Annotated in this window: 19 protein-coding genes and 1 tRNA gene; 13 read left to right on the top strand and 7 right to left on the bottom strand. The window is 62.0% G+C overall.

Annotated features, from left to right (window positions below; translation table 11 throughout):
- Positions 1–80: 80 nt before the first annotated feature.
- A complete protein-coding gene (locus HBN54_RS07715; RefSeq protein WP_168672601.1) occupies positions 81–353 on the bottom strand; it encodes a hypothetical protein in 273 nt (90 codons plus the stop codon).
- A gap of 166 nt (positions 354–519) precedes the next feature.
- Here HBN54_RS07715 and HBN54_RS07710 point away from each other — a divergent pair, with 166 nt between their 5' ends.
- Together HBN54_RS07710 and HBN54_RS07705 are read left to right on the top strand one after the other, a co-directional pair.
- Positions 520–1,116, top strand: coding sequence for a thioredoxin family protein (locus HBN54_RS07710; protein ID WP_168672600.1), 597 nt, complete (start codon positions 520–522; stop codon positions 1,114–1,116).
- A gap of 419 nt (positions 1,117–1,535) precedes the next feature.
- Positions 1,536–2,108, top strand: a complete 573-nt coding sequence (locus tag HBN54_RS07705; RefSeq protein WP_168672599.1) for an AraC family transcriptional regulator — start codon at positions 1,536–1,538, stop codon at positions 2,106–2,108.
- Between the two features lie 91 nt (positions 2,109–2,199).
- Here HBN54_RS07705 and HBN54_RS07700 read toward each other — a convergent pair whose 3' ends face one another.
- A complete protein-coding gene (locus HBN54_RS07700) occupies positions 2,200–2,553 on the bottom strand; it encodes a four-helix bundle copper-binding protein (RefSeq protein WP_235955420.1) in 354 nt (117 codons plus the stop codon).
- Positions 2,554–2,754: 201 nt separating this feature from the next.
- On the opposite strand from HBN54_RS07700, the gene HBN54_RS07695 reads away from it, so the two are divergent.
- Positions 2,755–5,064: a B12-binding domain-containing radical SAM protein gene (locus HBN54_RS07695; RefSeq protein ID WP_317170188.1), complete on the top strand. Its 2,310-nt coding sequence runs from the start codon at positions 2,755–2,757 to the stop codon at positions 5,062–5,064.
- Between the two features lie 174 nt (positions 5,065–5,238).
- Here HBN54_RS07695 and HBN54_RS07690 read toward each other — a convergent pair whose 3' ends face one another.
- From HBN54_RS07690 to HBN54_RS07680, 3 genes are read right to left on the bottom strand one after another with little or no spacing between them, the layout of a single operon-like run.
- Complete coding sequence (locus HBN54_RS07690; RefSeq protein WP_168672598.1) at positions 5,239–6,291, bottom strand: hypothetical protein; 1,053 nt, start codon at positions 6,289–6,291, stop codon at positions 5,239–5,241.
- 24 nt (positions 6,292–6,315) lie between these two features.
- Positions 6,316–6,861 carry a GNAT family N-acetyltransferase gene (locus HBN54_RS07685; protein ID WP_168672597.1) on the bottom strand — a complete coding sequence of 182 codons (546 nt, stop codon included), beginning with the start codon at positions 6,859–6,861 and terminating at the stop codon, positions 6,316–6,318.
- Between the two features lie 29 nt (positions 6,862–6,890).
- Positions 6,891–7,160 (bottom strand): hypothetical protein, encoded by a 270-nt coding sequence (locus HBN54_RS07680; RefSeq protein WP_168672596.1) that lies wholly within the window; start codon positions 7,158–7,160, stop codon positions 6,891–6,893.
- A 105-nt stretch (positions 7,161–7,265) separates the two neighbouring features.
- Between HBN54_RS07680 and HBN54_RS07675 the strand changes: the two genes are divergently transcribed.
- The 5 genes from HBN54_RS07675 to HBN54_RS07655 all read left to right on the top strand — a co-directional run bounded on the left by HBN54_RS07675 (position 7,266) and on the right by HBN54_RS07655 (position 14,961).
- Positions 7,266–7,338, top strand: a tRNA-Gly gene (locus HBN54_RS07675).
- A gap of 501 nt (positions 7,339–7,839) precedes the next feature.
- Positions 7,840–10,620: a substrate-binding domain-containing protein gene (locus HBN54_RS07670; protein ID WP_168672595.1), complete on the top strand. Its 2,781-nt coding sequence runs from the start codon at positions 7,840–7,842 to the stop codon at positions 10,618–10,620.
- A 390-nt stretch (positions 10,621–11,010) separates the two neighbouring features.
- The gene (locus HBN54_RS07665; RefSeq protein ID WP_168672594.1) at positions 11,011–12,333 is read left to right on the top strand and encodes a sugar porter family MFS transporter; all 1,323 of its coding nucleotides are present in this window, start codon (positions 11,011–11,013) and stop codon (positions 12,331–12,333) included.
- Between the two features lie 157 nt (positions 12,334–12,490).
- Positions 12,491–13,372: a carbohydrate kinase family protein gene (locus tag HBN54_RS07660; RefSeq protein WP_235955419.1), complete on the top strand. Its 882-nt coding sequence runs from the start codon at positions 12,491–12,493 to the stop codon at positions 13,370–13,372.
- Positions 13,373–13,416: 44 nt separating this feature from the next.
- On the top strand, positions 13,417–14,961 hold the full coding sequence (locus HBN54_RS07655; protein WP_168672593.1) for a glycoside hydrolase family 32 protein: 1,545 nt from the start codon (positions 13,417–13,419) through the stop codon (positions 14,959–14,961).
- Here HBN54_RS07655 and HBN54_RS07650 read toward each other — a convergent pair.
- Positions 14,950–15,192 carry a hypothetical protein gene (locus HBN54_RS07650; protein ID WP_168672592.1) on the bottom strand — a complete coding sequence of 81 codons (243 nt, stop codon included), beginning with the start codon at positions 15,190–15,192 and terminating at the stop codon, positions 14,950–14,952. The two genes, HBN54_RS07655 and HBN54_RS07650, sit on opposite strands and share 12 nt — an antisense overlap.
- A gap of 105 nt (positions 15,193–15,297) precedes the next feature.
- Between HBN54_RS07650 and HBN54_RS07645 the strand changes: the two genes are divergently transcribed.
- From HBN54_RS07645 to HBN54_RS07625, 5 genes are all read left to right on the top strand, one after another.
- Positions 15,298–18,261 (top strand): SusC/RagA family TonB-linked outer membrane protein, encoded by a 2,964-nt coding sequence (locus tag HBN54_RS07645; protein ID WP_210427970.1) that lies wholly within the window; start codon positions 15,298–15,300, stop codon positions 18,259–18,261.
- 19 nt (positions 18,262–18,280) lie between these two features.
- Positions 18,281–19,846 (top strand): RagB/SusD family nutrient uptake outer membrane protein, encoded by a 1,566-nt coding sequence (locus HBN54_RS07640; RefSeq protein WP_168672590.1) that lies wholly within the window; start codon positions 18,281–18,283, stop codon positions 19,844–19,846.
- A gap of 126 nt (positions 19,847–19,972) precedes the next feature.
- Positions 19,973–22,030 (top strand): glycoside hydrolase family 65 protein, encoded by a 2,058-nt coding sequence (locus HBN54_RS07635; protein ID WP_317170187.1) that lies wholly within the window; start codon positions 19,973–19,975, stop codon positions 22,028–22,030.
- Positions 22,031–22,225: 195 nt separating this feature from the next.
- Entirely contained in the window at positions 22,226–23,578 is a 1,353-nt protein-coding gene (locus HBN54_RS07630) for a metal-dependent hydrolase family protein (RefSeq protein WP_168672589.1), read from the top strand.
- 96 nt (positions 23,579–23,674) lie between these two features.
- Positions 23,675–24,193: a hypothetical protein gene (locus tag HBN54_RS07625; protein WP_168672588.1), complete on the top strand. Its 519-nt coding sequence runs from the start codon at positions 23,675–23,677 to the stop codon at positions 24,191–24,193.
- 70 nt (positions 24,194–24,263) lie between these two features.
- Here the strand turns inward: HBN54_RS07625 and uvrB are convergent, their stop codons facing one another.
- Complete coding sequence (gene uvrB / locus HBN54_RS07620; protein ID WP_168672587.1) at positions 24,264–26,303, bottom strand: excinuclease ABC subunit UvrB; 2,040 nt, start codon at positions 26,301–26,303, stop codon at positions 24,264–24,266.
- Positions 26,304–26,377 lie beyond the last annotated feature (74 nt).

The following is a 26,377-nucleotide window of genomic DNA, read 5'->3' as shown; positions in this document are numbered from 1 at the left end:
CTGCAAATACTGAAAAAGGCCCGTTCCGAAAGGAATGGGCCTTTTTTGCGCGTCCTGAATTTGAAGCCGGCCGAATGAAACTAGTCGGCGATGCCGTCGTGGTTGCGGTCTTTGGCGTCGCCGGCGGCTTTGTAGAGCTCTTTGCCGGTGGGGCGGTTGGTGGTGTCGCGGCGGAGGCCGGCCGTGGCCGAGTCGCCACCGGCTACGCCGTCGGTGCCGGCGGCGGGGCCTTTTTTGTTGTAGCCGCGCTCCACGTTGGTGTCGCCCTCTTTGGTGCCCGAGCTGCAGGCGCTAAAAGTGGCGGTGAGGGCGCAGGCCACAGCGAGGGGGCGGAGGAAATTTTTCAACGACATGAAAATGCGAAGGTGAAGGATAAATAACGTATGATGGCGCAAGGTAGAAAAATAACCCGCCCGCACGCAACCCGAACCACCGGGCGCGGGTACGGTTGTAGCGGGGCGGGCCAGCCGAAGGTTGCCCCAAACTGCGCGCTCCCGCTTCATTTTTCCCATTTGCCTGATGTCCAATCCGATTTCTGATTCCCTGCCGACACCGGCCTATACTTACCGCGAGTTTCGCGCCCTGATGGCCACGCTGGTTGCCGAGCACCGCACCACTGGCCCCGAGCAGACGCCGGGCCTCATCCGCTACACCGACCAGAACCAGACGCACCTCGACAACGGCCAGGCCCGGCCCCTGCTGCCGGCCCTGGTTGAGAAGCTGCGCCAACTGCCCCACCCCGAGCGCTGGCTGGTGCTGGGCGAAGCCTGGTGCGGCGACACCGCCCACGCCTTACCCATTCTGGCCCACCTGGCCGATGAAAGCCAGGGCCGCGTCACGCTGCACGTCGTGCTGCGCTCCGAACACCCCGAGCTGATGGCCACCCACCAGACCGACGGCAAAAACAGTATCCCCAAACTCATTCGCTACGACGCGGCCACCGGCACCGAGCTCAGCACTTGGGGCCCGCGCCCGGCTGCCGCGCAAGTGCTGAGCCACCAGCTGCACAGCGATAAATCTTTGCACGTCAATCAGGTAATAAAGGGCATGAATGCGTGGTACGAGGCCGATAATGGCCAGGCCATGCAGCAGGAATTGCTGGCGCTGCTGGGCTAAGATTGGGGTTCAACCAAAATTTCCCCTATTTTGCATCTCCCCAATTCCTAATCTATGCCTTTGCCGCTGCGCCGCCGCCTTCATAATCACGTTGCCGCCTGGCCCTGGCGGCGGGTGGGTGTACTGGCTGGCGTTAGTCTGTTGTTGGCACTAATGCTGGTAGTTTATTTGTTTGGCATAAGCGACCATTTCTTTAGTCGACTTTTTTTTGCGTTTCTCGTATTGGTCTGGCTGCTGGCCGTTACGTTCCTGGCCGTGGTACCCTTCGTGAGTTGGGCCACCGCGCATTGGTTCGGACGCGGATGGGCCGAAATTTCGACGCCGGCCCCCCGGCCCCGCCGAGCTGCTCCGGGCGCATCAGCAGCGCGTTCTATTTCTCCACCGGCTGCCTCACGGCGGCCCGAAACACGTTAAAGCCCTTGAAAACCAACCTACTGCATATCAAAAATATGGTGTGCCCCCGGTGCGTAGAAGCCGTGCACAACCTGTTGGAGCGCGCTGGTTACAGCCCCAAAACCGTAACGTTGGGCGTTGCTGAGCTCGACGAGAACACGCCCGCCGACCCCGAAGACCTGGCCCCGCTGCTGCAGGCCGCTGGCTTTGAGTTGCTACGCGGCCGCGCCGAGCAGCTTACCGAACAAATCAAAGGCACCCTGGCCGAATACCTGGAGCACCTGCGCACGGCGCGCTCGCCGCTCACTACGTCGGCTTTTCTTACCGACCGGTTTGCGGCTACCTACTCGCACCTGAGCAAGGTGTTTTCGCGCACCGCGCACCTCACCATCGAGAAATACCTCATCCGCCTCAAAATTGAGCGCGTGAAGGAGATGCTCAGCTACGGCGAGCTGACCCTGAACCAGATAGCCGACCAGATGCGCTACAGCTCCGGCCAGCATCTGAGCAACCAGTTCCGGCAGGTGACGGGCTACTCCGTGAGCGAGTTCCGCCGCCTCATGCTGCCCGAGCGCCTGTCGCTGGATGCGCTGGCGTAGTGGCTCAGTGTAAAAACACAAAAAAGCGGCTCTCCTGAACGGGAGAGCCGCTTTTTTGTCGCATAAGCTGAAGCTTATACTACACTCATGCTTAGGCGCTATAGCTTTTGCAGGCTTCCAAACAGGCTTTGCAGGCGGCGGCGCACCGCTGGCAGTGCTCGTGCTGGTGCTGGGCGCACTCGTCGTGGCACTTCTGGCAAATTTCGATGCATTCCTTGATTACGTGTTGCGCGTGGTCGGAGCCCCGGGCGATGAAGGCGGCCGTGAGGCGGCAGATGTCGGCGCAGTCGCGGTCGAGGCGGATGCAGGGCACCATCATGGCTATATCAGACTCGGCCAGGCAGGCGTCGGCGCACATTTCGCAGGCGGCGGCGCACTGCGCCAGGGCATCGAGGACGGCGCGGTTGTCGCGGCTGGTACGGTTTTTTGGGGTGGGCATTTGCATAAGGAAGTGGGTTGAAGTGAGGCGATTGTGCCGGTAGCTGTTTGCTTATACGAGTCAGGCCTGGTGCCCGGCCGTGTAGAATTTGCGCCCCGGAGGCATAGAATTCGGCTATGCCCGCCTGGCGGCCCTTCCTCGGCCGCCAGGCCCGACCTTTGCGCCTCAATTTGAACCCCGGGCCCCGTGGCCGGGTTAGTCTCCACTGTGCCTACTGCCTCGCCCCGCATCCTGCTTCTCACGCCGCCCCTCACGCAGCTCAACACCCCGTATCCGGCCACGGCCTACATCAAGGGCTTTCTGGGGGGGCGTGGCTACCAGGTGACGCAGGCCGATATGGGCCTGCAGCTGGTGCTGCGCCTGTTTTCGGAGGCCGGCTTGCGGCGGGTTTTTCAGGCAATCGAAGCCGGAAATTTCGACCTGAGCGACAATGCCACGCGCATGCTGCGCCTGCAAAACCGCTACCTGGCCACCATCGCCCCGGTCATTCGGTTTTTGCAGAATAAGGACCTCACGCTGGCCCCGCGCATCTGCCACGGCCGTTTCCTGCCCGAGGCCAGCCGTTTCGACAACGTAGCCGACCTCGAAACCGCCTTCGGCACCATGGGCCTCACGGACCAGGCCCGCCATCTGGCCACGCTCTACCTCGAAGACCTCGCCGACCTCATCAAGGAAACCGTGGGGCCGCACTTCGGCTTCTCGCGCTACGCCGAGAAGCTGGCCCTCTCCGCCACCAGCTTCGAACCCCTGCACCAGGAGCTGACCGCCGCCCCCAACCTGCTCGATACCATGCTGCTGGAGGAACTGGAGCCGCTGCTGGCCCGCGTGCAGCCCGATATGGTGGGCTTCACCGTTCCCTTCCCCGGCAACCTCTATGGCGCACTGCGGCTGGCCAAGCACATCAAGCAAATCAGCCCCGCCACCGTGACCGTGATGGGTGGCGGCTATCCCAATACCGAGCTGCGCGAAATCAAAGAACCCCGCTTTTTCGATTACATCGATTACCTGACGTTGGATGATGGCGAAGGGCCGTGGCTGCGGCTGCTGGAATATCTGGCGGGCCAGCAGCAACAAAAAGAACGTCATGCAGAGCGCAGCGAAGCATCTCGCTTGCCGTCACTAATCCTGTCGTCCAACGATGCGAGCGAGATGCTTCGCTGCGCTCTGCATGACGTTCAACCTGACCGTTCAAAACTCCAGCGCACCTTTCTGCGCGACGAAACCGGCGAAATCCAGTACATCAATCACCCCTTTCCCGACGTGCCGCACGCCGAGGTAGGCACGCCCGACTATTCGGATTTGCCCCTCACCGAGTACCTCTCGGTGCTGGAAGTGCTGAATCCCATGCACCGCCTCTGGAGCGATGGCCGCTGGAACAAGCTCACCGTGGCCCACGGCTGCTACTGGAAGCGCTGCTCGTTCTGCGACGTAACCCTCGATTATATAAGTCGTTACGAAACTGCTCCCAGCACCCTGCTGGTCGATAGAATCGAGCAAATTATCAACCAAACCGGCCAGACCGGCTTTCACTTCGTGGACGAGGCCGCGCCGCCCCTGGCCCTGCGCGACCTGGCCGTGGAGCTGCTCAAGCGTCGGGTGCCCATCACCTGGTGGGGCAACATCCGGTTCGAAAAAACCTTCTCGCCCGACCTTTGCCGGCTGCTGGCCGCTTCGGGCTGCATTGCCATTTCGGGCGGGCTGGAAGTGGCCTCGGATAGATTATTGGCGCTGATGGAAAAGGGCGTGACCATCGCGCAGGTGGCCCGCGTCACGGACGGCTTCACCCAGGCCGGCATCATGGTGCACGCTTATTTGATGTACGGCTTCCCCACCGAAACCGCGCAGGAAACCGTGGACAGCCTCGAAGTAGTGCGCCAGCTTTTTGCCGCCGGTGTGGTGCAGAGCGGCTACTGGCACCGCTTTTCGATGACCGCGCACTCGCCCGTGGGCAAGAATCCGGCGAAGTACCAGGTGGCAGCCATCGGCCCCGAGCCCGCCGGCTTCGCCTGGAACGACCTCTGGCACGACGACCCGCTGGGCACCGACCACGAAGCCTTCGGCCCCGGCCTGGCCAAGTCGCTCTACAACTACCTGCACGGCGTGGCCCTGGATGAGCCCCTGGCCCGCTGGTTCGACTTCAAAACCCCCAGAACGACGACTCCGCGCCACCTGATTCAGCAGGCCCTTCAAGCCCCGGACAAACCCGATTTCGCCCGGCAAAACCAGCGCCTGTTCTGGCTCGGCAACGCCCCCGAAATCCGCATCGAGCCCGGTAAAAAAGTCCCCCGCGCCGTCCTCACCTGCTACGAGCAGGCCGAGGACTTCGAGGTGAAAACCACCGAAGCAGCCGGCTGCTGGCTGCACCAGCTCCTCACCCAGCTCAGTCAGGATTTCGACACCAAATTGCTGCTGCGCGATGCCGCCGCCAGCTTTCCCAAATCAGAAGGCTCATTCGAGTCTTTCTTGCAAACTCCGGCCTGGACCCTGCTGCGCGAAAAGGGCCTGCTGCTGCTGTAGCACAAGTTTCCGCGTGTGCCCGTACGCTCCGGTCCGACCGCCCCAGGCGGTCTGACCGGTTGTCGTGAGGACGAAATCGGGGTGCTTCAACCGGTCCGACCGCTTGGGGCGGTCGGACCGGAGCATACGCTTAGCCACTCAAACGGCGCGGGGACGCGAGCTACAACGTGTGCGCTACTGTCCGCGCAGCCACTCCACCACCTCGCCCGGCAACCCCGGCCCAAATACCGGCCCCAAGCTGCCCGGCACCAATAAATCGGCACCGGCGGCGCGGTACACCCGCACGGCCGCGCCGCGCCGCCCGCCCAGCGCGTTGCGCATGGCGGCCGACCGGGCAAGCGCCCCGGCCCCGCCATACAAGGCCAGCAGGGGCATTTTGCGGCTGCGCAGCTCCCGAAACGCGGCGCGGGTATTGGCATCTACCACGGTATTCTGGGCGATGAAGAAGGCGGCCCGGGGCGCCCCTGGTCCAGTGAGCAGCGAGGCCAGCGTGGCGGCCCGATTTCCGGCGGCCCACATTCCGATGTTGGTAGTGTCGGCCCCGCTGGTGCCGTGCAGCAGGCGCAGGGCCGCTTGTAGGCGCGGCGTTTCCTCGGCGGCCGTGGCCGAGTCGGCGGGCGGGAGAAGGAGCACAATCACGCCTTCACGGGCCAGCGCATCGGCCCAGATGGCGGCCGTGGGAGCTGTTTCCGCATCGGGCAGCAGCACCAGCGCCGCGCCGGGCGTGTCGGTGTCGGCGGGGGCAAACAGCCAGGCCGAGCCGGTGGCCTGGGGCACTTCTTCGGTGCGGTAGGCAGTGGGCGTGGGCACGCCGCGCTTCACTAGCAGGGTGGTGACCTTGGTAGAGTCCAGCGTGAGCGTACCGCGCCAGAAGTCGCCGTCCAGCGTCAGGGCCAGCGTTTGGCCGGGCCGGGCGGGCCGGCTGAGGCGCAGCTGGTTGTTGCTGAAAACAATGGTGTCGGCCACGAAGCTGAGCGTGCCCGGAGCCGTAAACTCGGCTTCGTAGTGGCCGGGGCTGGGGTGGCGAATGTCGAGCGTGGCCCGGGCCCCGGCCTGCCCGGCCGCGCCGAGGCTGCCCTCGTAGTGCCCTACCGGCGGCGTGGCGGCTGCCGCCGTTTGCTCGTTTTGGGGCTGGCAGGCCGCCAGAAGCGCACCCACGCACAGGGCCAGCAATGCTCCGCTGTGGCGAAGGAAGGGGCGGCTCGTCGGGTGCGTGGGGGCTGGCATAGGCATTCGCAAAAATAGACGCCTTTAGCGGCCGGCCATGCCCTTGCGCAAAATCAGGTCGGTCTGCACGTCCTGGCCCAGCCGGAACTCGTGCTGGCCCACCTCGCGGAAGCCAAACCGCTGGTAGAAAGCCCGGGCCTTGTCGTTTTTCTCCCACACGCCCAGCACCACGGCCGAGCAGTGCAGCTGTTCGGCCAGGGCCAGAATGCCGCGCATCAGGGCTGCGCCCAGACCGGTGCCCTGCCAGTCGTCGCGCACGTACAGGCGCTCGATTTCGAGGCGGCCGGCGGCGTCCTGGCCTTCGGGCAGGCCCATGGCTGAATTATCGCGCAGCTTGGCGTAGCCCACCAGTTCGTTCTGCATGTGGGCCAGCAAAAAGGTGTTTTCGCGGTCCTGCAATTCGGCCATTTGGATATCCGGACCAAAATTTTCGGCCAGGTATGCCGCCATATCCGCTGGCGTGTTGGTAGCGGCGAAGGTGTCCTGAAAAGTTTGGCGGCCCAAATCGGCCAGTTGGGCGGCGGTGGCGGTATTGGCCTTGGCCAGCGAGATGCGCAGAGGAGATGACATGGCGCAAAGGTCGCGTTGCCGCCGCAGATTTAGAGTATTTCGTCGGCGTTGGGGTCGCGGTGCGTGCTGGTGCCGCGCCGCATCCGGAAGCCCCAGCGCATTAGAAAGCCACTGGCCAGCAGGGCTACTAGGTTCACTGTCAGTAGCAATGCCGAGGGGCTTTCGGGGCTGCCCGCGTTCCACGAATAGGCTCCCACGGCTACTTTCAGCAATAAACCCAGGCCCATCAGCCCGCCACTAACGATAAGGAGCAGGCCAACCAGGCGTTGGGTAGTAGGAGGGAGGGGAGGGGTTGCCATAATTAACAGTGCATACGCGGCCCGCAAAGCGGGGGTTGGCCGTTTGCTTTTCGGCCGTTGCTAATCCGGTTCTTTGGCGTAATTTCGTGCCACCAAGATATTACTGCGAGAGTAGCTCAGTTGGTAGAGCATCAGCTTCCCAAGCTGAGGGTCGCGAGTTCGAACCTCGTTTCTCGCTCATTGATTAACAGCCATTTAGCTTTGTTGCTAGGTGGCTGTTTCGGTTTTGGGTTACACGGTGGTTTACATTTAGTACGCACCGCCAAGGGTGGGGTAAGCAGATGCTGAGGTGGTGGTAGCGGCTTAAGTAGTCTGCGTGAAGTCGTTGCGATGGGCAAACGTGATTGGGTTGGCCGCCACCAGTACAGTGGCAAAGGCAACCCGCGCCAGCACCCCGTTGCGGGCGGAAGAATTGTTTTTTAGCGGAAGGAAGCTAAGATTCGGCCGGGTGTAGGTTGAGCTAATGGACTCAATACTGACGTTCCAAAAACTGCTCTGTTTCATGGGGCGCTCCGCCCCGCAGGTCAGGGAGCGGGAGGTATGTTGGTTATTTTTCCGGCGTGCCTACAGCAAGTGGGAATAACCGAATCGCCATATAATGTGTAGTTTGCAGCAGGCATAGCCTGTTAGCCTACCTGGATTATACGTTTACCCCGTAGTTTTTTGCTCCAGAATTTAAGTGACTGACTCCTTGAATGGTTTGTGGTGCCGAATCCTGCTGCTGCTGCACGTAGGAGCCCTGCTGGGCGGCTGCGCGGCGGCCCCGCCCGAGCCGGTTTACCGCATTGGCTTCTCGCAGTGCACCATGGGCGACGACTGGCGCCGGGCCATGCTGGCGGGCATGGAAAAGGAGTTGAGCTTCCATCCGAATGTGGAGTTCCAGATGCTGGATGCCCACAACGACAGCGAGTTGCAGCGCCAGCAGGTGGAGCAGTTGATTAAGCAGCAGGTCGATTTGCTGATTATCTCGCCCAACCAATCCGGCCCCCTTACCGCCCTCACCGAAATGGCTTACAACCAAGGGATTCCGGTGGTGATACTGGACCGGCGCACCGCCTCGCGCCTCTACACGGCCTATGTGGGCGGCAACAACCTGGAGGTGGGCCGCACCGCCGGCCGCTACGTGGCCCAGCTGCTGCACCAGCGCGGGCAGGTGCTCGAACTAATGGGCCGGCCCGGCTCCTCACCGGCCACCGACCGTGCCAAAGGCTTTGCGCAGGCGCTGGCCGCCTACCCCGATATCCGGCTGACGGCGCAGGTGGCCTGCGACTGGCAGCCCACTTCGGTGCTGCAGCAGCTGCCGGCGGTGCTGCGGGCGCACCCCGAAACCGACCTGATTTTTGCCCACAACGACCCCATGGCCCGCGCCGCCTACCAGGTGGTGACGCAGCTGGCACTGCCGCATCCCGTGCGCATCATCGGCGTTGATGGGCTGTCGGGGCCGGGCAACGGCCTGCAGCTGGTGGAGGATGGCGTGCTAAATGCCACTATGTTGTACCCCACGGGCGGCGAAGAAGCCATTCGGACGGCTCTGCACATCCTGCGCCACGAGCCATTCACTAAGGAAAATTTGCTGAAAACGATGGTCATCGACTCGGCCAACGTGGGGCCGATGCGCGCCCAGACCGAGCAGCTGGCCTTGCAGCAGCACGACCTGCGGCAGCAGCAGCAGCGGCTCGAATCGGAGATGCAGCGCTATGCCAGCCAGCGCACCGCCGTGTATCTGTTGTTGGTTAGTTTGATGGTAGCCAGCTTATTGGGTGTCTTTGCGGGTCGCTCGCTGCGCATCAACCGGCGCATTCGGCGGCAGCTGGAGCAGCAGAATGCCGAAATCAGCACCCAGCGTAATCAGATTGCGCAGCTGGCTGAGGCCGGCCGGCGCACGGCCGAAGAAGCCAGCCGCTCTTCCGAAGCCAAGCTGCGGTTTTTTACCAACTTCTCGCACGAGTTGCGCACGCCGCTCACCCTCATTCTGGGCCCGGTAGAGGAAATGTTGACCGATGGGGCCGAGCTGGCGGAGGGGCAGCGCCAGGACCTGCAGCTGGTGCGCCGCAACACCCAGCGGCTGCTGCGGCTGGTGAACCAGCTCATGGATTTTCGGAAGATTGATGTGGGCAAGATGTCGGTGCGGGCCACCGAGGGCAACCTCGTCGACTTTGTGCGCGAGCTGATGGACGTGTTTGAGAAAACGGCGCGGCGGCGCAACATCACCTACCGGTTTTTGCCCGCCGAGCCGGTAGTGCAGCTTTGGTTCGATGGCGAAATTCTGGACAAGGTGTTTTTCAACCTCCTTTCGAATGCCTTTAAATACACGCCCGATGGCGGCCAGATTACGGTGAGCCTGCAGCCCGATTTGGTGGCCCATATCGTGCGGGTGAGCGTGGAGGACACCGGCCGGGGCATCGCCGAAGTCGACCAGCCGCACGTATTCGAGTGGTTTTACCAGGGCACCCGGTCGTCGGCCAACAGTTCCGGCATTGGGCTGGCGCTGGCCGAGGGCCTCACCCGGCTGCACGAAGGCTCCCTCACGTTTCGGACCCAGCCCGGCCATGGCACCACCTTCGAGGTGAAGCTGCCCCTGGCCCGGCCCGCCACTTTTCTGGAGGCTGGCCCCGAGCCGCGCCCGGCTCCCAACGCCGGCCTGCTGCCCGATGATGAGCTCGCCAACCCCGCCCCGCCGCTGGCCCGCACCGATGCCACCGCCCTGGTGATAGAGGACAACGACGACGTGCGCAACTTCCTGCTGCAGAAGCTGCAACCCTATTTCCAGGTGAGCTCCGCCGCCGATGGCCTCACCGGCCTGCGCATGGCCGGCGAAACCATTCCCGACGTGGTGGTGTGCGACGTGAACCTGCCCGGCCTAAACGGCCTGGAAGTAGTGGCCCGGCTGCGGGCCGACTGGCGCACCTCGCACATTCCGCTGGTGCTGCTCACGGCCCGTAGCGCCCCCGAGGAGCAGGTGGCCGGCGTGCAGGCCGGGGCCGACCTCTACCTCACCAAGCCCTTCAACCCCACCTTCCTGGTCGAGAGCCTGCGCACGCTGCTGCGCAACCGCGACCAGCAGCGCGAGCATTTCCGCCGCGAGCTGAGCGTGGACACCGCCACCGTGGCCCCGCAGCGCGTCGACCAGAAGTTCCTGGCCGACCTCACCGCCATCATCGAAGCCAACCTCGACCAGCCCACCCTGAGCGTGGACGACGTAGCCCGCAGCCTGGGCGTGTCCCAGATGCAGCTCTACCGCAAAGTGAAGGCCCTGCTCGGCACCGGCGTGTCGGACTACATCCAGAGCCTGCGCCTCACCAAGGCCCGGCTGCTGCTGCTGCAGGAAGGCAGCACCATTGCCGAAATCGCCTACCTCACCGGCTTCTCCTCGCCCTCGTACTTCTCCACCGCCTTCAAAGGCAAGTACCAGGTGTCGCCCTCCGAGTACAAAGCCCTGCACACCCCCGGTCGCCTGTAAAACCGCTGTCGTGCACTTTGCTTTTGGGGCAACCCGCAAAGCGGCGGCCCTCGGTTTGCAGCGGGCTTCGTACTGTTCAGGAAAAAGTGCCGCCGTTTTCTGGCTTAAAACACATTGCCAATCAATATTCTACCAACGTGCCGCCGTTTCGCGGCTAACTATGGAAGGATGGTGCGTAACAACCGTGAAATATTATTGCAAATCGGGTCGGATTAATGAAAGATAACTGGGAAGGGGTCGAATAATATTTTAGTATAAGATATTGATAGTTAGTATTTTGAAATTATAAAGGGGAGTTGTCGGAATTCTGCAAGTAATTGAAAGAAACGAGCAAGCCTTTGAGACGCCAGGGCCGGACTTTTGGAGAAACCTCTCTCGTCCTGTTTTCTCATGGTGCAGCGCAAAGTCCTTTTCTGGTCCATCGTCACGGCGCTGGGCGGCTTCCTGTTCGGCTTCGACACGGCCGTGATTTCGGGGGCTGAGAAAGCCATTCAGCAGCTCTGGCACCTGAGCGCGTTCGAGCACGGCTTCACCATTTCCATTGCCCTTATCGGCACGGTGCTGGGAGCCATTTTCGGCGGTATTCCTTCCGATGCACTTGGGCGGCGGCAGACGCTGCGGTGGATTGCGGTGCTGTATTTGGTATCGGCGGTGGGGGCGGCGCTTGCCCCGGCTTGGGTGCCGTTCATGGTGTTTCGGTTTTTGGGCGGGCTGGGAGTAGGGGCGTCGTCGGTGACGGCACCGCTCTACATCTCCGAGATTTCGCCGGCCGAGTCGCGGGGCAAGCTGGTGGGCTTGTTCCAGTTCAACATCGTGTTCGGCATCCTTGCCGCCTACCTCTCCAACTACCTGCTGGCCAACGCAGGCGAGCATTCCTGGCGCCTGATGCTGGGCGTGCAGGCCGTGCCGGCGGTGCTGTTTTTACTGTTCCTGTTCCGGGTGCCCGAAAGCCCGCGCTGGCTGCTGCTGCACGGTCGCCTCGAGGAGGGCCGCGACGTGCTGCGCATTATCAACCCCGTCACCGTGGATGCCGACGTGGCCGCCATTCTCACCTCGCAGGCCCTGGATGCCGGCCAAAGCGAGTCGCTCTGGAGCGCGCAGTACCGCACGCCGGTGCTGCTGGCCATGGCCTTTGCTTTTTTCAATCAAGTATCTGGCATCAATGCCATTATCTACTACGCTCCGCGCATTTTTGAGATGACCGGGCTGGGCCAGAGCACGGCACTGCTTTCGTCGGCGGGCATTGGGCTGGTCAATTTCATCTTCACGCTGCTGGGTGTCAATCTGATTGACCGGTTTGGGCGGCGCACGCTCATGCTGGTGGGCTCGGTAGGGCTCATTGCTACGCTGGGGCTGGTGGCGCGGGCGTTTTACCTGCAGCAGTTTGGCGGGGTGTTGGTGCCAGTGCTGCTGTTCGTGTACATCGCCTTTTTCGCCTTCTCGCAGGGCGCGGTTATCTGGGTGTTTATCTCCGAGATTTTCCCCAACGCGGTGCGGGCCAAGGGCCAGGCGCTGGGCTCCAGCACGCACTGGGTAATGGCCACGGTCATTGCCTTCACTTTTCCGTGGTTTTCCGAGCACCTGGGCGGGGGCAACACCTTCGCCTTTTTCTGCGCCATGATGGTGCTGCAACTCGTTTTCGTTCTGCGTTTTATGCCTGAAACCAAGGGCACCAGTCTGGAGCAGGTTGATAAGGCTTTAGTAATGCACTGACGCGCCCGCCTGTCATCCTGAGCTTGCGAAGGACCTTACCACGATTGCTGTGAATTGAAATTACTGCATGCTGTTCTTCGGTGATAAGGTCCTTCGCTTTGCTCAGGATGACAGCCGCTTACACTCACGCTCACCTCCAAAACCCACCCCTCACGCCATGGCCATTGCCTGCTTCGGAGAAATGCTTTGGGACGTGCTGCCCACCGGAAAGCAACCGGGCGGGGCCCCGCTCAACGTGGCGGTACACCTGCGCAATTTCGGTCTGGAGGCGCAACTCATCAGCCGCGTGGGGCACGACGATTTGGGGGCTGAGCTATTGGCTTTTGTGGAAAGCAAAGGGCTGAGCACGAAGTATGTGCAGCGCGGCGAAACCCACCTCACGGGCGTGGTAAAAGCCAACGTGAGCAATACCAATGAGGTAACTTATAAGATAGTCCAGCCGGTGGCCTGGGACTATATCCAGTATGAACCGGCGTTGAGTGACCTGGTTCAGGGGGCCGAAGCCTTCGTCTTTGGCAGCTTAGCTGCTCGCAGTCCGGTGAGCCGCGAAACCTTGTATCGCCTGCTGCAACAGGCGCCACTGAAGGTCTTCGACGTGAATCTCCGGCCCCCTCATTACTCGCGCGACGTGGTGCAGTACCTGCTGCGCCACGCCGACATCGTGAAGCTCAACCACCACGAGCTTACCGAAATCATGGACTGGTTTGGGGCCAGCCCGGCCGAAGAAACAGCCCTAGAATGGCTGGCCCACCGCTTCCAGCTGCAAGCCGTGTGCGTGACCAAAGGGGCCGACGGGGCCGCGCTCTGGAGCGGCGGCCAGTTCTATTGCAGCCCCGGCCGCCCCGTGGCCGTGCAGGACACCATCGGCAGCGGCGATGCTTTCCTGGCGGCGCTGCTCCGGGGCCTGCTGGCCGGCCAGCCGCCGGCCGACAACCTTGCCTTTGCCTGCGCGGCGGGCTCGCTGGTGGCCACTTTCCAAGGCGCCACGCCCGCCATATCCGAAAGCATGGTGCGCGGGCTAGCCTCCGCTAATGCCTGATTACCTGGATTTAATAACTTTCTAAAATCGCCCTTTCCCTCCCCATGAACCGAATGCTCCTCTGCGCTTTGCCTTTGCTTGTGAGCATAACCAGCCCGGCCCAAACCCCGGGGCCGGCCGCCGACCCGTACCGGCCGGTGTACCACTTCACGGCCCCCAAAAACTGGATAAACGATGCCAATGGCCTGGTGTACAGCAATGGGCAGTACAACCTGTTTTACCAATATAACCCCCAAAGCGCTCAGCCCGGCCACCTGGCCTGGGGCCACGCCACCAGCCCCGACCTGCTGCGCTGGACCGCGCAGCCCGTGGCCCTGACCGAGTACGCCAGCCTGGACGGCAGCAATACCATGATTTTTTCGGGCAGCGCGGTGGTCGATAAAGACAACACTTCGGGCCTGTTTGCGGCCGGCAAAACCGACGGGCTGGTGGCCTTTTACACCGGCCACCAGGAGCGGGCCGGCGCGGTGGTGGCCCAGCACCAGAACCTGGCCAGCAGCCCGGACGGCGGCCTCACCTGGCAGCGCTACGCCGGTAATCCCGTGCTCGACATCGGCAGCAAGGAGTTCCGCGACCCCAAGGTGTTCTGGTACGCGCCGCAGCAGAAGTGGGTGATGGCTACCGTGAAAGCCGACCGCCAGCAGGTGTACCTCTACGAATCAAAAAACCTGAAAGACTGGAGCTTCCTGAGCCGCTGGGGCCGCGTCGGCAACACGGTGAAAGAGTGGGAATGCCCCGATTTGTTCGAGCTGCCCGTGCCCGGCGGTGGCACCAGGTGGGTGCTGCTGATTTCGGCCGGCGGCCCGGTGGAGCAGTTCCGGGGCCAGCAGTATTTCCTGGGGCAGTTTGACGGTAAGACGTTTACGCCCGACCAGGCGTATGAGGAGCCGACGTACCTCGACTTCGGCAAGGATTATTTTGCTGCCGTCACCTTCAACAACGTGCCCGATGGCCGCCGCCTGCTGGTGGGCTGGGCCAACGACTGGGCCTACGCCCAGGCCGTGCCCACCGGCACCGAATGGCGCGGCAGCTTCGCGGTGCCCCGCGAGCTGAGCCTGCGCCGCACCGCCGCCGGCCTCGCGCTGGTGCAGCAGCCCCTGGCCGAGCTGCGCCGCCTGGGCAAGGAAGCCCTGAGCATCAAAAGCCGCGACCTCAAGCCCGGCCCCGCCGGCTACGAGCTGCCCTTCCACGGCGAGTCCTACGACCTGGAGCTGACCCTGAAGCCCGGCAAAGCTAACCTGCTTACCCTGAATGTTCTGCAAAGCGCCAACGAGAAAACCGTGTTGCGCTACGACGTAGCCAAACAGGAGCTGACGCTCGACCGCCGGCAGTCGGGCAACGTGGCCTTCCACCCCATGTTTGCCAGCAGCCTCGAAACGGCCAAAGTGCCCCTGCGCGACGGCCAGCTCCAGTTGCGCCTGCTGGTCGATAAGTCGGTGGTGGAGGTATTCGCCCAGGACGGCGAAACCACGCTCACCGACCTGGTTTTTCCGACGCAGCACGCCGGCCGCCTCAGCCTCATCACCGATGGCCCGGCCCAGGTCACCGCCCTGCGCCTCACCGACCTTAGCCAATCATTAACACCTTGAAAATGTATTTTCTAGCCTGGTATGATGATTTTTTTTCGGCTGGTTGTGGTGCTCCTGCCCAGGTAAAAAGGAGCGGTTTTTTCGTGACAACTCACCTTTCTCACCTAACGCTGCAATGAATGAACAGACCCGGAATTGCTCACCAATTACTTCGGAAGCACTTGTAAAAACCCTTCCGAAGAACTGCCCAAAACTCACCGCTTCAATATTTCCCACCATTTCACTTTTCATACCATGAGAAACAACTTGTACAAACGGTATAACCCGTGCGAGCTGCCGAACGCCTCAGGGGGGCGCGGGCCAGCAACGCTCCTAAAGCTGCTGCTGTTAGGCGTTTTGTTTGTCCTGTTTCCGCTGTTGAGCCAGGCCCAGGCCAACCGCTCTGTTTCGGGCAAAGTGACGGACGAAACCGGTGCCGGCCTGCCCGGCGTGACGGTACTGGTGCCCGGTACCAGCAACGGCACCAGCAGCGGAGCCGATGGCGGCTTCCAGCTCGATGTGCCGGCCACGGCTACCAAGCTGTCGTTTTCATTTGTCGGCTACTCCGCGCAGCAGGTCGACATCACCGGCAAGTCGTCGGTGTCGGTAGCGATGAAAGGTGACGCGCAGGCGCTGAATGAAATTGTGGTAACCGGTTATGGTACGGCCCGCAAGAGCGACCTGACCGGCGCGGTGACCCAGATAACGGAGAAGGAATTTAACAAGGGCACCTTCACCTCGCCCGACCAGCTGATTCAGGGCCGGGTGTCGGGGGTGCAGGTGAGCAACAACAGCGGCCAGCCCGGCGGCCCGGCGTCGGTACGCATCCGGGGCAACTCGGCCGTGACCGGCACCGGCCAGCCGCTGTACGTGGTGGATGGCGTGGCCCTCGACGGCCGCACGGCCCGCCCGGGCCTGACGGCTTCGACCGACGTGGGCACCGGGGCCGACAGCAACCCGCTCAACTTCCTGAACCCCGACGACATTGAGTCGATGACGGTGCTGAAGGATGCCTCGGCCACGGCCATCTACGGTTCGCGGGCCGCCTATGGAGTAGTGCTCATCACCACCAAAAAAGGTAAAACCGGTGCTCCCATCCTGAACGTGAGCGCATCGGGTGGCTTCTCGACCTTGTTGCGCCGGCCGGAATACCTCAACGCCAGCCAGTACCGCCAAGCTCTGAGCTACTATGGCCTGCCCACCAGCGGCCCCACCAGCGCCGACAAAGGCGGCGACGTGGATGCCCTGAAAGAGATTCTGCACACGGGCAGCCTGCAGAACTACAATGTAGCCATGTCGGGGGGCGGCGAAACCGGCCGCTACCGCGTCTCGCTGGGCTACCTCAACCAGGACGGCATTGTGCGCAGGACCGGGTTTGAGAAGTACAGCGCCAGCCTCGCCACCAATTTTCAATTTCTGGAAAGCAAGAAATTAGGGCTGGACATTAACATGACAACCAGCCAGTTCAAGGAGCAGCTGGCTCCGATTACCACCGATGCGGGTTACCGGGGCAGCCTCATTGGGCAGGCGCTGCAGTGGAACCCCACCCAGCCCCTGCGCAACGCCGATGGCTCCCTTTATATCGTGCAGGGCGATGTGATAAACCCCCTGGCCGCCCAGGAGCTGTACGACGACCGGTCGCGCGTGAATTCGGTGCTGGCCAGCATCGCGCCCTCGTACAAGTTCACCGACTGGCTGCAGTACCGCCTGATGCTGAGCGTGAACTACAGCAGCGGCGAGCGGCGTCAGTCCACTAGCCAGCGGCTGATTAACTACCCCGGCATCGAGAACCAGGGCTACGCCGCCATCGGCAACAATGAGCTCACGACCCAGCAGATGGTGCACACGCTGAACTTTAACAAGAAGCTAAGCGCCGACCTGAACCTGAACGCCGTGGTGGGCTTCGAATACACGAAGTTTGCCAACTCCGGCACGGGGATGAGTGCCTACGGTAACGCAGCCACCGGCGGCTTTGGCAACTACGGCCTCGATTACACCAATTACATTCAGTTCTCGGCGGCCGGCAACCGTACGGTCAGCTCGTTCATCGACCCCACCTCGGCGCTGCAGTCGTTCTTCGGCCGGGCCATTTTCAACTATAAGGAGCGCTACGTGCTGACCGGCACGCTGCGCCGCGACGAAAGCAGCAAGTTCGGCGCCAACCACAAGGTGGGCTATTTCCCCTCGTTTGCGGCGGCCTGGGACCTGAGCCAGGAAGCATTTTTCCCGTCCGAAAAGCTGAGCCAGCTGAAGCTACGGGCCGGCTTCGGCCTCACCGGCAACCAGGAGTTTCCGGCCGGGGCCTCGCAGGACCGTTTCACGCTCGACAACAACGGGGCCGTCATTCCGCTCAATGGCCTGAGCCCGGACCTGAAGTGGCAGGCCGACCGGCAGTACAACGTTGGTATTGACATCGCGGCCTTTGACAATCGCCTCACCTTCACGGCTGATTATTTCAACAAGACGACTTCCGACCTGCTGTTTCCCACCATTCCCGGGTTGCCCGCTCCGCAGGTGCAGGCCCTTTACTGGAAGAACCTCAACGGAAATATCATCAACAAAGGCGTTGAAATGGCCCTGGGTACAACGTTTGTACGCAGCGACAAAGTGGATGTCGGCCTGAACGTGAACGCCACGTTTATTCGGAATGAAGTGAAAGATTTGACTGGCGGCGACATCATCACCGGTGCCATCAACGGGCAGGGGCTCTCGGGAGCTACCTCGCAGCTCATCACCAACGGCTATCCTATCAATGCCTTTTTCCTGCCCCAGTTCACGGGCCTGAATGACCAGGGCCAGTCGCAGTACGCCAATGGCGGCGTGGCGGCCTACTCGGGCAGCCCCAACCCCCGCACCCTGTTGGGCCTGAGTGCCAATGCCCGCTATGGCAAGCTCTCGCTGGTGGCCAACATGACGGGGGCTTTTGGGCAGTACATCTACAACAACACGCTCAACGCAGTAGGCAACGTGGGGCAGATTGGGGCCGGCAAAAATATTGCCCTCTCTACTTTCAACAACCCTATTAAGGAGGCCGTTGGCAACGCCGGTTCGGCGTCGACGCGTTACTTGCAAAAGGGCGACTACCTGAAAATGTCGAATATCACGCTGTCCTACGGCCTGGGCGACGTTGCCGGCTTCGTAAAAGGGGCCCGCATATTCGCCACGGGCCAAAACCTGTTCGTGATTACCAAATACGATGGGTTCGACCCGGAAGTAAACACGGTGAAGCGGGGAAGCAATCAGGTGCCTTCGGTGGGCATCGACTACCTGGCGTATCCCAGCGCCCGCGTCTTCACGTTCGGCGTCAACTTCTCTCTCTAACTGCTAATTATACTTTCCCATGAGATACTCCAAGATTGCCTCGGCGCTGGCTACGCTGGGCCTGCTCCAACTAACCGCCAGCTGCGACCTGAGCGAAAAGCTGGGCGGCCAGCTCAACAAAGACCAGCTTACCGCCGACTCACCCACAGCCCTGCTCCAGGGCTTGTATAACTCCCAGCGCGACCCCATTCAGGGCTGCGTGAGTGTATTTGCCCTCGAAGAGGTGTCGACCGACGCGCGCATCATGCCCACCCGCGGCCCCGACTGGGACGATAACGGCAAGTGGCGCGCCCTGTTCAACCACACCTGGGATGGCAACAACGAGCGAGTGCGCGACACCTTCACCCAGCTCGAAGGCATCGAGTACGCCGCGACCGACCTGCTTCGCTTCAACCCCACCACCCAGCAGCAGGCAGAGGCGCGGTTTATACGGGCCTGGGCCGAGTACCTGATACTCGACCTCTACGACCAGGTGCTGTGGCGTGACCCCGGCGAGGAACTGAGCAAGAATGCTCGGGTGCGCAAGGGTACCGAAGCGCTCAACTTCATCATTAGCGAGTTAACGACCATTCAGAAAGACCTGCCCGATGCCCCCGTGAGCCGCGCCACCAAAGATGCCGCCCGGGTGCTGCTAATGAAGTGCTACCTTAATAAAGGGGCATACGCCAACCGCCAGTCCCCGACCTTTGCCGCAGCCGACATGAACCAGGTCATTACGCTGGCCGACCAAATCATTACCAGCGGCAAGTACTCGTTTACGCCCAATTTCTTCGACAACTTCGCGCCCAACAACACGGCCATTGGCTCGGAAAATATATTTACCCAAGCCAACACCTTCGGCAATGCCGGCCCCACGCGCGACTTCTGGAAGTTCGTGTCGCACTACAACATGGTGCCCGTGAATGGCTACAACGGCCCGGCTACAACGGGCGAGTTCTACAGCCTGTTTGAGGCTGCCGACAAGCGGCGGGGCGTGGCCTACGTCACGGCCGGGGGGCCAGCCAACCCGGGTAACCGCATCAATGTAGGCTTTTTGGCGGGTCAGCAATACAACCTCCTCACCGGTGCAGCGCTCACCACACGCGGCGGGGCTCCGCTGGCTTTCACGCAGGATATTAACCTGTTTGAAAGAGGTGCCGACCTGGAAGCCAAAGGTATCCGGCCGCTGAAATACCCCGTCGATTACGCGAGCGAAGCCAAAGGCGGCAACGGCTGCGAAAACGACCACGTTAGCTTCCGCCTGGCCGACGTGCTGCTGATGAAGGCCGAAGCCATTCTGCGCGGCGGCACCGCCACCAGCGCCGGCACCTACGGCGGTACGGCGTTGGCCATCGTCAACAGCCTGCGCACCCACCCCTCGCGTGGGGCCAGCGCGCTGCCGGCCCTTACGCTTGATGTGCTGCTCGATGAGCGTGGCCGCGAGTTGTACGGCGAGTCGTGGCGTCGGCAGGACATGATTCGCTTTGGCAAGTTCCTGGCTGCCCGCAAGGACAAGCCCCAGAGTGACCCGAAATACTTGGTGTATCCGGTTCCGACCGCTCAGGTGTCCATCAATCCCAACATCACTCAAAATCCGGGCTACTAAGCTGCCCGTGCTGAGGAGTTGATATTTTCGGACTACCTCAGGGAAAGCCGTCATGCTTACTTCGGGTCGGCATGACGGCTTTTTGTTGCGGTTCCAGTTGCTTTCACCTTCTTTCTTTTCCCATTCGTGAATATTCATTCATTTCTCGTGGCCTGCGTGATGCTGCTACTGGCCTTGGCCGGCCGTCCAACCGCCGCCCAAACTGCTTCCCCCGACCCCTGGCGCATCATTGCCGATAAAGTGGACCCGGCCAACTACTACGGCGTGACCGTGGCCAACGGCGTGATGGGCGTGGTTTCTTCGCCCGAGCCGTTTAAGGTGAAAAACGTGGTGCTGGCCGGGGCCTACGACCAGTACGGCCGGGGCCGGGTGAGCAATTTTCTGAACAGCATCAACCTGCTGAATATGTACATGGAAATCGACGGCCGCCGCCTCGGCGCAGCCGATGTGAGCCACTACCGTCAGGAGCTGGACATGCAGAAGGCCACCCTCACCACCACCTTCGACTACGCCGACAAGGCCACCATCAGCTACACCACCTATGCTCTGCGCCACCTGCCCTACACGGTGCTGCTCGATGTGTCCATCGTGGCCAAAAAGGACCTGGCCATGACCGCCGCCAGCGTGATGGACACGCCCGACGCCCTGCGCGACGTACAGAACTACTACAACGAAATCGACCGGCCGCACGCCACCGTGCGCCTGCTCACATCCTCGGCCAAAAGCCCGACGGGTAAGCTGCTGCTATGCGCGTCCACCACGTTTCTGTTCACGGAAGGGCAGGGGCAGGAGCCGCGTGTCATCCACGAGATGTGGGATAATAACCAGCATCTGATGAAGTTCAGCAAAGCCCTGAAAGCTGGGCAGACTTACGGCTACGCCGTGGCGGGCTCGGCCAGCACCACGGCCCACCACCCCGACCCGCTGAACGAGGCCGAGCGCATGACCATTTTCGCCCGTCTCGAAGGCCGCGACCGGCTGCTGGCCTTCCACGCCAAAGCCTGGCAGGACCTGTGGCAGAGCGACATTCAGATAGCCGGCGATGCCCAGGCCCAGCAGGACGTGCACAGCATGCTCTACCACCTCTACAGCTTCTCGCGGGCCGGCACCGATTATTCGCCCTCGCCCATGGGCCTCTCGGGGCTGGGCTACAACGGCCACGTTTTCTGGGATTCCGACCTGTGGATGTTTCCGGCGCTGCTGGTGCTGCACCCGGATATTGCCAAATCGTTGGTCGAATACCGCTTTCGGCGCTTGGAGCCGGCCCGGCAAAATGCCTTCTCCCACGGCTACCAAGGGGCGATGTACCCTTGGGAAAGCGCCGACACGGGCGTGGAAGAAACGCCGGTCTGGGCCCTGAGCGGACCATTTGAACACCATATTTCGGCCTGCGTGGCCCTGGCCGCTTGGCAATACTACTGCGTGACGCAGGATAAAGACTGGCTGCGCGAAAAAGGCTGGCCGATGCTCTCAGCCACCGCCGACTTCTGGGCCAGCCGGGTGGAGCGCAACGGCCCCGGCCACTACGACATCAAGAATGTGGTAGCCTCCGATGAGTGGGCCGAAAACGTGGACAACGACGCCTTCACCAACGCCGCCGCCAAAGTCAACCTGCAAAACGCCGCCGCCGCTGCCAAGCTGCTCGGCCTGCGCGCCAACCCCGACTGGGCCCTGGTGGCCCAGAACATTCCCATCCTGAAAATGGCCGACGGCGTGACCCAGGAGCACGCCACCTACCACGGCGAAGGCATCAAGCAGGGCGACGTGAACCTGCTGGCCTACCCGCTGAACGTCATCACCGACCCCGCCCAAATCAAAAAAGACCTCAGCTACTATGAAACCCGCGTGCCCAACGAAGGCACCCCGGCCATGACGCAGGGCATCTTCGCCCTGCTCTACGCCCGCCTGGGCAATGCCGATAAGGCGAAGCTCTGGTTTAAAGATGCCTACGAGCCCAATCTGCTGCCGCCCTTCCGCGTCATTGCCGAAACCAAGGGCGGCACCAATCCCTACTTCGCTACCGGCGCGGGCGGGGTGTTGCAAGCCGTACTCATGGGTTTCGGCGGGCTGGATATTACGCCGGTCGGCATCATGCAGCGCAAAGCTACGCTGCCCACCGGCTGGCAGTCGGTGAAAATTACCGGCGTGGGGCCGCAGCACCGCACGTATTCCGTTGGTCGATGAGATGTTAGTGGAATAGGTGTTTAAGCGGGCCGCCCCAGTCCGGGCGCTCAACATTGCCCGCGTCTTATATCGCCTGTTTAGATGGCTGCTGAGTAGGGCCTCACGCAAATGCGGCGTGGCCAGCGGTGTAAACCGCGCGGGCAGAGTAGCTTCGCTTAGCCGCCCGCTTACCGTTGAGGGCAGCCGCTGCTGTTTATGAGATATTTCCAACTTATTGCTGCCCAATCGGGCCCCATTCGCCGCTCTTGCCGTTTGCGCTACCTGGTGTTGGGTGGGCTGCTGGCCTTGGGCAGCCGGCCCGCCCCAACCCAGGCCCAAGCCCAGGCCGGGCCATCTGTGAGCGCCGCCGTCGCCACACTGTTGCGCCCCGCCGCCGTGTTCGACGGTCAGGAAATGCACGCGGGCTGGGTTGTGCTGGTCGAAAACGACAAAATTACGGCGGCCGGCCCCGCCGCGCAGGTAGTGTCGCCGCCCAGTGCCCGCACCCTGGAGCTACCGGGCCTCACGCTGCTGCCCGGCCTGATTGAAGGCCACTCGCACCTGCTGCTGCACCCCTACAACGAAACCCAATGGGACGACCAGGTGCTGCTCGAATCGCAGGCGTTGCGGGTGGCGCGGGCCACGGTGCACGCCCAGCGCACATTGCTGGCCGGCTTCACCACCATCCGCGACCTGGGCACCGAGGGCGCTGGCTTCGCCGATGTTGGTATCAAGCAAGCCATCAACCAGGGCATTATTCCCGGCCCACGCCTGCTGGTAGTCACGCGGGCGCTGGTGGCCACGGGCAGCTACGGCCCCAAGCTGTCGGTGGATGAAAATGTGCCCCAGGGTGCCCAGGAGGCCGATGGCGTGGACGGCATCATCCGGGCCGTGCGGGAGCAGATTGGCAAAGGAGCCGATATTATTAAGGTATATGCCGACTACCGCTGGGGTCCCGACGGCTCGGCCCAGCCCACGTTTTCGCAGGAAGAGCTGACGCTGATTGTGCAAACGGCCCGCTCCACCGGCCGGGGCGTGGTGGCCCACGCCAGCACCCCCGAGGGCATGCGCCGCGCCATCCTGGCCGGCGTCGAAACCATCGAGCACGGCGACGGCGGTACCCCCGAAATTTTCGCCCTGATGAAAAAGAAAGGTGTGGCCCTGTGCCCCACCGTGGCCGCTTCCGATGCCGTAGCCCAATACCGAGGCTGGCACAAGGGCACCGACCCGACCCCACTCCGCATCCAACAAAAGCACCAGAGCATGGCCGCCGCCCTCAAAGCCGGCGTGACGCTGGCCCAGGGCGGCGATGTGGGCGTGTTCCCGCACGGCGACAACGCCCGCGAAGCCGAACTGCTGGTGCGCGACTACGGCCTCACGCCCCTGCAAGTGCTGCGCCAGGCCACCAGCGGCAACGCCCAAATCTTCCACCTCGCCGACCGGGGCCGGGTCGCTCCCGGCCTGCTGGCCGACCTGGTGGCCGTGGTCGGTGACCCCACCCAGGACGTGGCTGCCTTACGGCAAGTGCAAATGGTGATGAAAGGCGGCGTGCTGTACCGGCAGCCCTGAAAATATCTTTTCCATTAGCTTTGCCGTGCTGTACCTGTGGGGCTTTTTTTAAAACTCCATTCAGCAAGGTTCTACCTGTTTCACCATCCTTTTTTGATGTCGCTTTCTACCCGTTTTCGAGCTACTGTAGGCATTTTGAGCCTCTGTACGCTGGCTGCCCATGCCCAAACCGAAGCTCCTGCTACGCCACTTGCCCCGGCCCCGCCGGTGGCCACCACTCCGGCCGTCGAGCCACTGCTCATGCCCGCGCAAGTGAAGGGCAAGTACAAGGATTACCTGAATAAGCGCTACGCAAGCGACAAGGAGGCGCGGGCGGCGGTGCACATGTTCGGCCGAAAGCAGACGGGTGGGGCCGTCTGGCTGGTAGGCGGAGGGGCCGTGCTGGGCCTTTTATCTGCCCAAACCGGCACCACGCGCACCAACACTGGCACCACCACCTTCACTATTTCTCCGCTGGGTTACGTGGTATTTGCGGGCCTGCCCACTGCCCTTGCCATCAGCAAGTTTACGCGCTTTAGCAACGGCGAGCTGTATAAGATGCTGCTGGAATACGATAAAAGCCATTCCCTGCCCGGCTATGTGATTGGTAAGCTGAGCAAGTCAGACTACCAGTAGCCCAGGATTACGATTAGGGCAGGCCCGGCGGTGCATTTTTGCGAAGCGCCACCGGGCCTGCCCTGGTTTACTACTCCCGCTTGCCTTTGAGCATGGTTTTGAGCGCGGCCAGCTCGTCGCGCAGCTTGGCGGCCGTGAGGAAGTCGAGGTCTTTGGCGGCGGCTTCCATCTGCTTCTCGGTGGTTTTGATGAGCTTTTCCAGCTCGGGGCGCGTCATCATGGCTATCACCGGCTCGGCGGCCATGGCCAGGGCGGCCCCGCCGTCCGCATCGGCGTAGGCAATGGTGTCGAGCACGCGGTAGTCCGAAAGCGAGGTCTGGCCCATGATTTCGGCGTGGCTTTTTCGTACGGTGCGCGGCGTGATGCCGTGCTCTTCGTTGTAGGCCGCTTGGGTGGCGCGGCGGCGGTTCGTCTCGTCAATGGCCCGCTGCATGGAGCCCGTCATGCGGTCGGCGTACATAATTACCTTGCCCCGGTCGTTTCGGGCGGCGCGGCCCATGGTCTGAATCAGGCTGCGCTGGTCGCGTAGGAAGCCTTCCTTATCGGCATCGAGAATGGCCACGAGGCTTACCTCGGGCAGGTCGAGGCCTTCGCGCAGTAGGTTCACGCCAATCAGCACGTCGATTTCGCCTAGCCGCAGCTTGCGCAGAATCTCCACGCGGTCCAGCGTTTTCACGTCGGAGTGCACGTATTCGACCTTGATGCCGAGGCGGTCCATATACTTGCTCAGCTCCTCGGCCATGCGCTTGGTGAGGGTGGTTACGAGCACGCGGTCACCCATTTTCACGCGGTTGTCCACCTCGTCCAGCAGGTCGTCAATCTGGTTCACGCTGGGCCGGATGTCGATTTCGGGGTCGAGCAGGCCGGTGGGGCGGATAATCTGCTCCACCACCACGCCATCGGCCTGGGTCAGCTCGTAGTCCGAAGGCGTGGCCGACACGAACACGGCCTGCTGGTACATGCTCTCGAACTCGTTAAACGTCAGCGGGCGGTTGTCCAGCGCCGAGGGTAGACGGAAGCCGTACTCAATAAGAGCCGTTTTGCGGCTGCGGTCGCCGCCCCACATGGCCCGAATCTGGGGCATGGTGGCGTGGCTTTCGTCCACTACCAGCAGGTAGTCTTTGGGGAAATAATCGAGCAGGCAGAACGGCCGCGAGCCCGGCGTGCGCCCATCAAAGTAGCGCGAGTAGTTCTCGATGCCCGAGCAGTAGCCCAACTCCCGAATCATCTCCAAATCGAACTCTGTGCGCTCCATAATGCGCTTGGCTTCCGAGTCGCGCCCTTCTTTTTCGAAGTAGGCGTGCTGCTTCACCATGTCGTCCTGAATCTGCTTGATGGCCGCGTTCAGCGTGTCTTTGCCGGTCACAAACAGGTTGGCCGGGTACAGGGCCACGCCGCTGGCCTCGTCGCTCAGCTTCTTGCCACTCACGGGGTCAATCTTGTGCACGCTCTCAATCTCATCGCCAAAGAAGTAGATGCGAATGGCGTAGTCGGCATAAGCCGGAAACACGTCCACGGTGTCGCCCTTTACCCGAAACGAGCCGCGCGTAAACTCCACCTCGGTGCGCGAGTACAGAATCTGCACGAACTGATAAAGCAGGTTATTGCGCGTGTAGCGCATGCCCGGCTTCAGGAAAATGACGTTTTTGGCGAATTCCTCGGGGTTGCCGATGCCGTAGATGCACGACACCGAGGCAATCACAATCACATCGCGCCGCCCGCTAAGCAGGGTGGAAGTGGTGTGCAGCCGCAGCTTCTCGATTTCCTGGTTGATAGCCAGGTCTTTCTCGATAAAAACATCGGTACTGGCGATGTAAGCTTCCGGCTGGTAGTAGTCGTAGTAGCTGATGTAGTACTCGACGGCATTGTTCGGAAAAAATGCCTTGAACTCGCCGTAGAGCTGCGCCGCCAGGGTTTTATTGTGGCACAGCACCAGCGCCGGCTTGCCGGTTTCGGCAATGACGTTGGCCATGGTGAAGGTTTTGCCGGTGCCGGTGGCACCCAGCAGCACCTGGGCGTGCTCGCCGTTGTTCACGCCCTCCACGAGCTTGGCAATGGCCGTGGGCTGGTCGCCGGTGGGCTTAAATTCAGAGGTCAGTTGGTACTCCATGCAACGCGAAAGGTAGGCCGAAATGGTCAGCCTACCTTAACCCGAATGCCGGGCAATGGGTTTCGCGGGAACAG

Source organism: Hymenobacter artigasi (assembly GCF_012275535.1).
GTDB lineage: Bacteria > Bacteroidota > Bacteroidia > Cytophagales > Hymenobacteraceae > Hymenobacter > Hymenobacter artigasi.
This window is presented reverse-complemented; position numbering and strand designations above follow the sequence as displayed.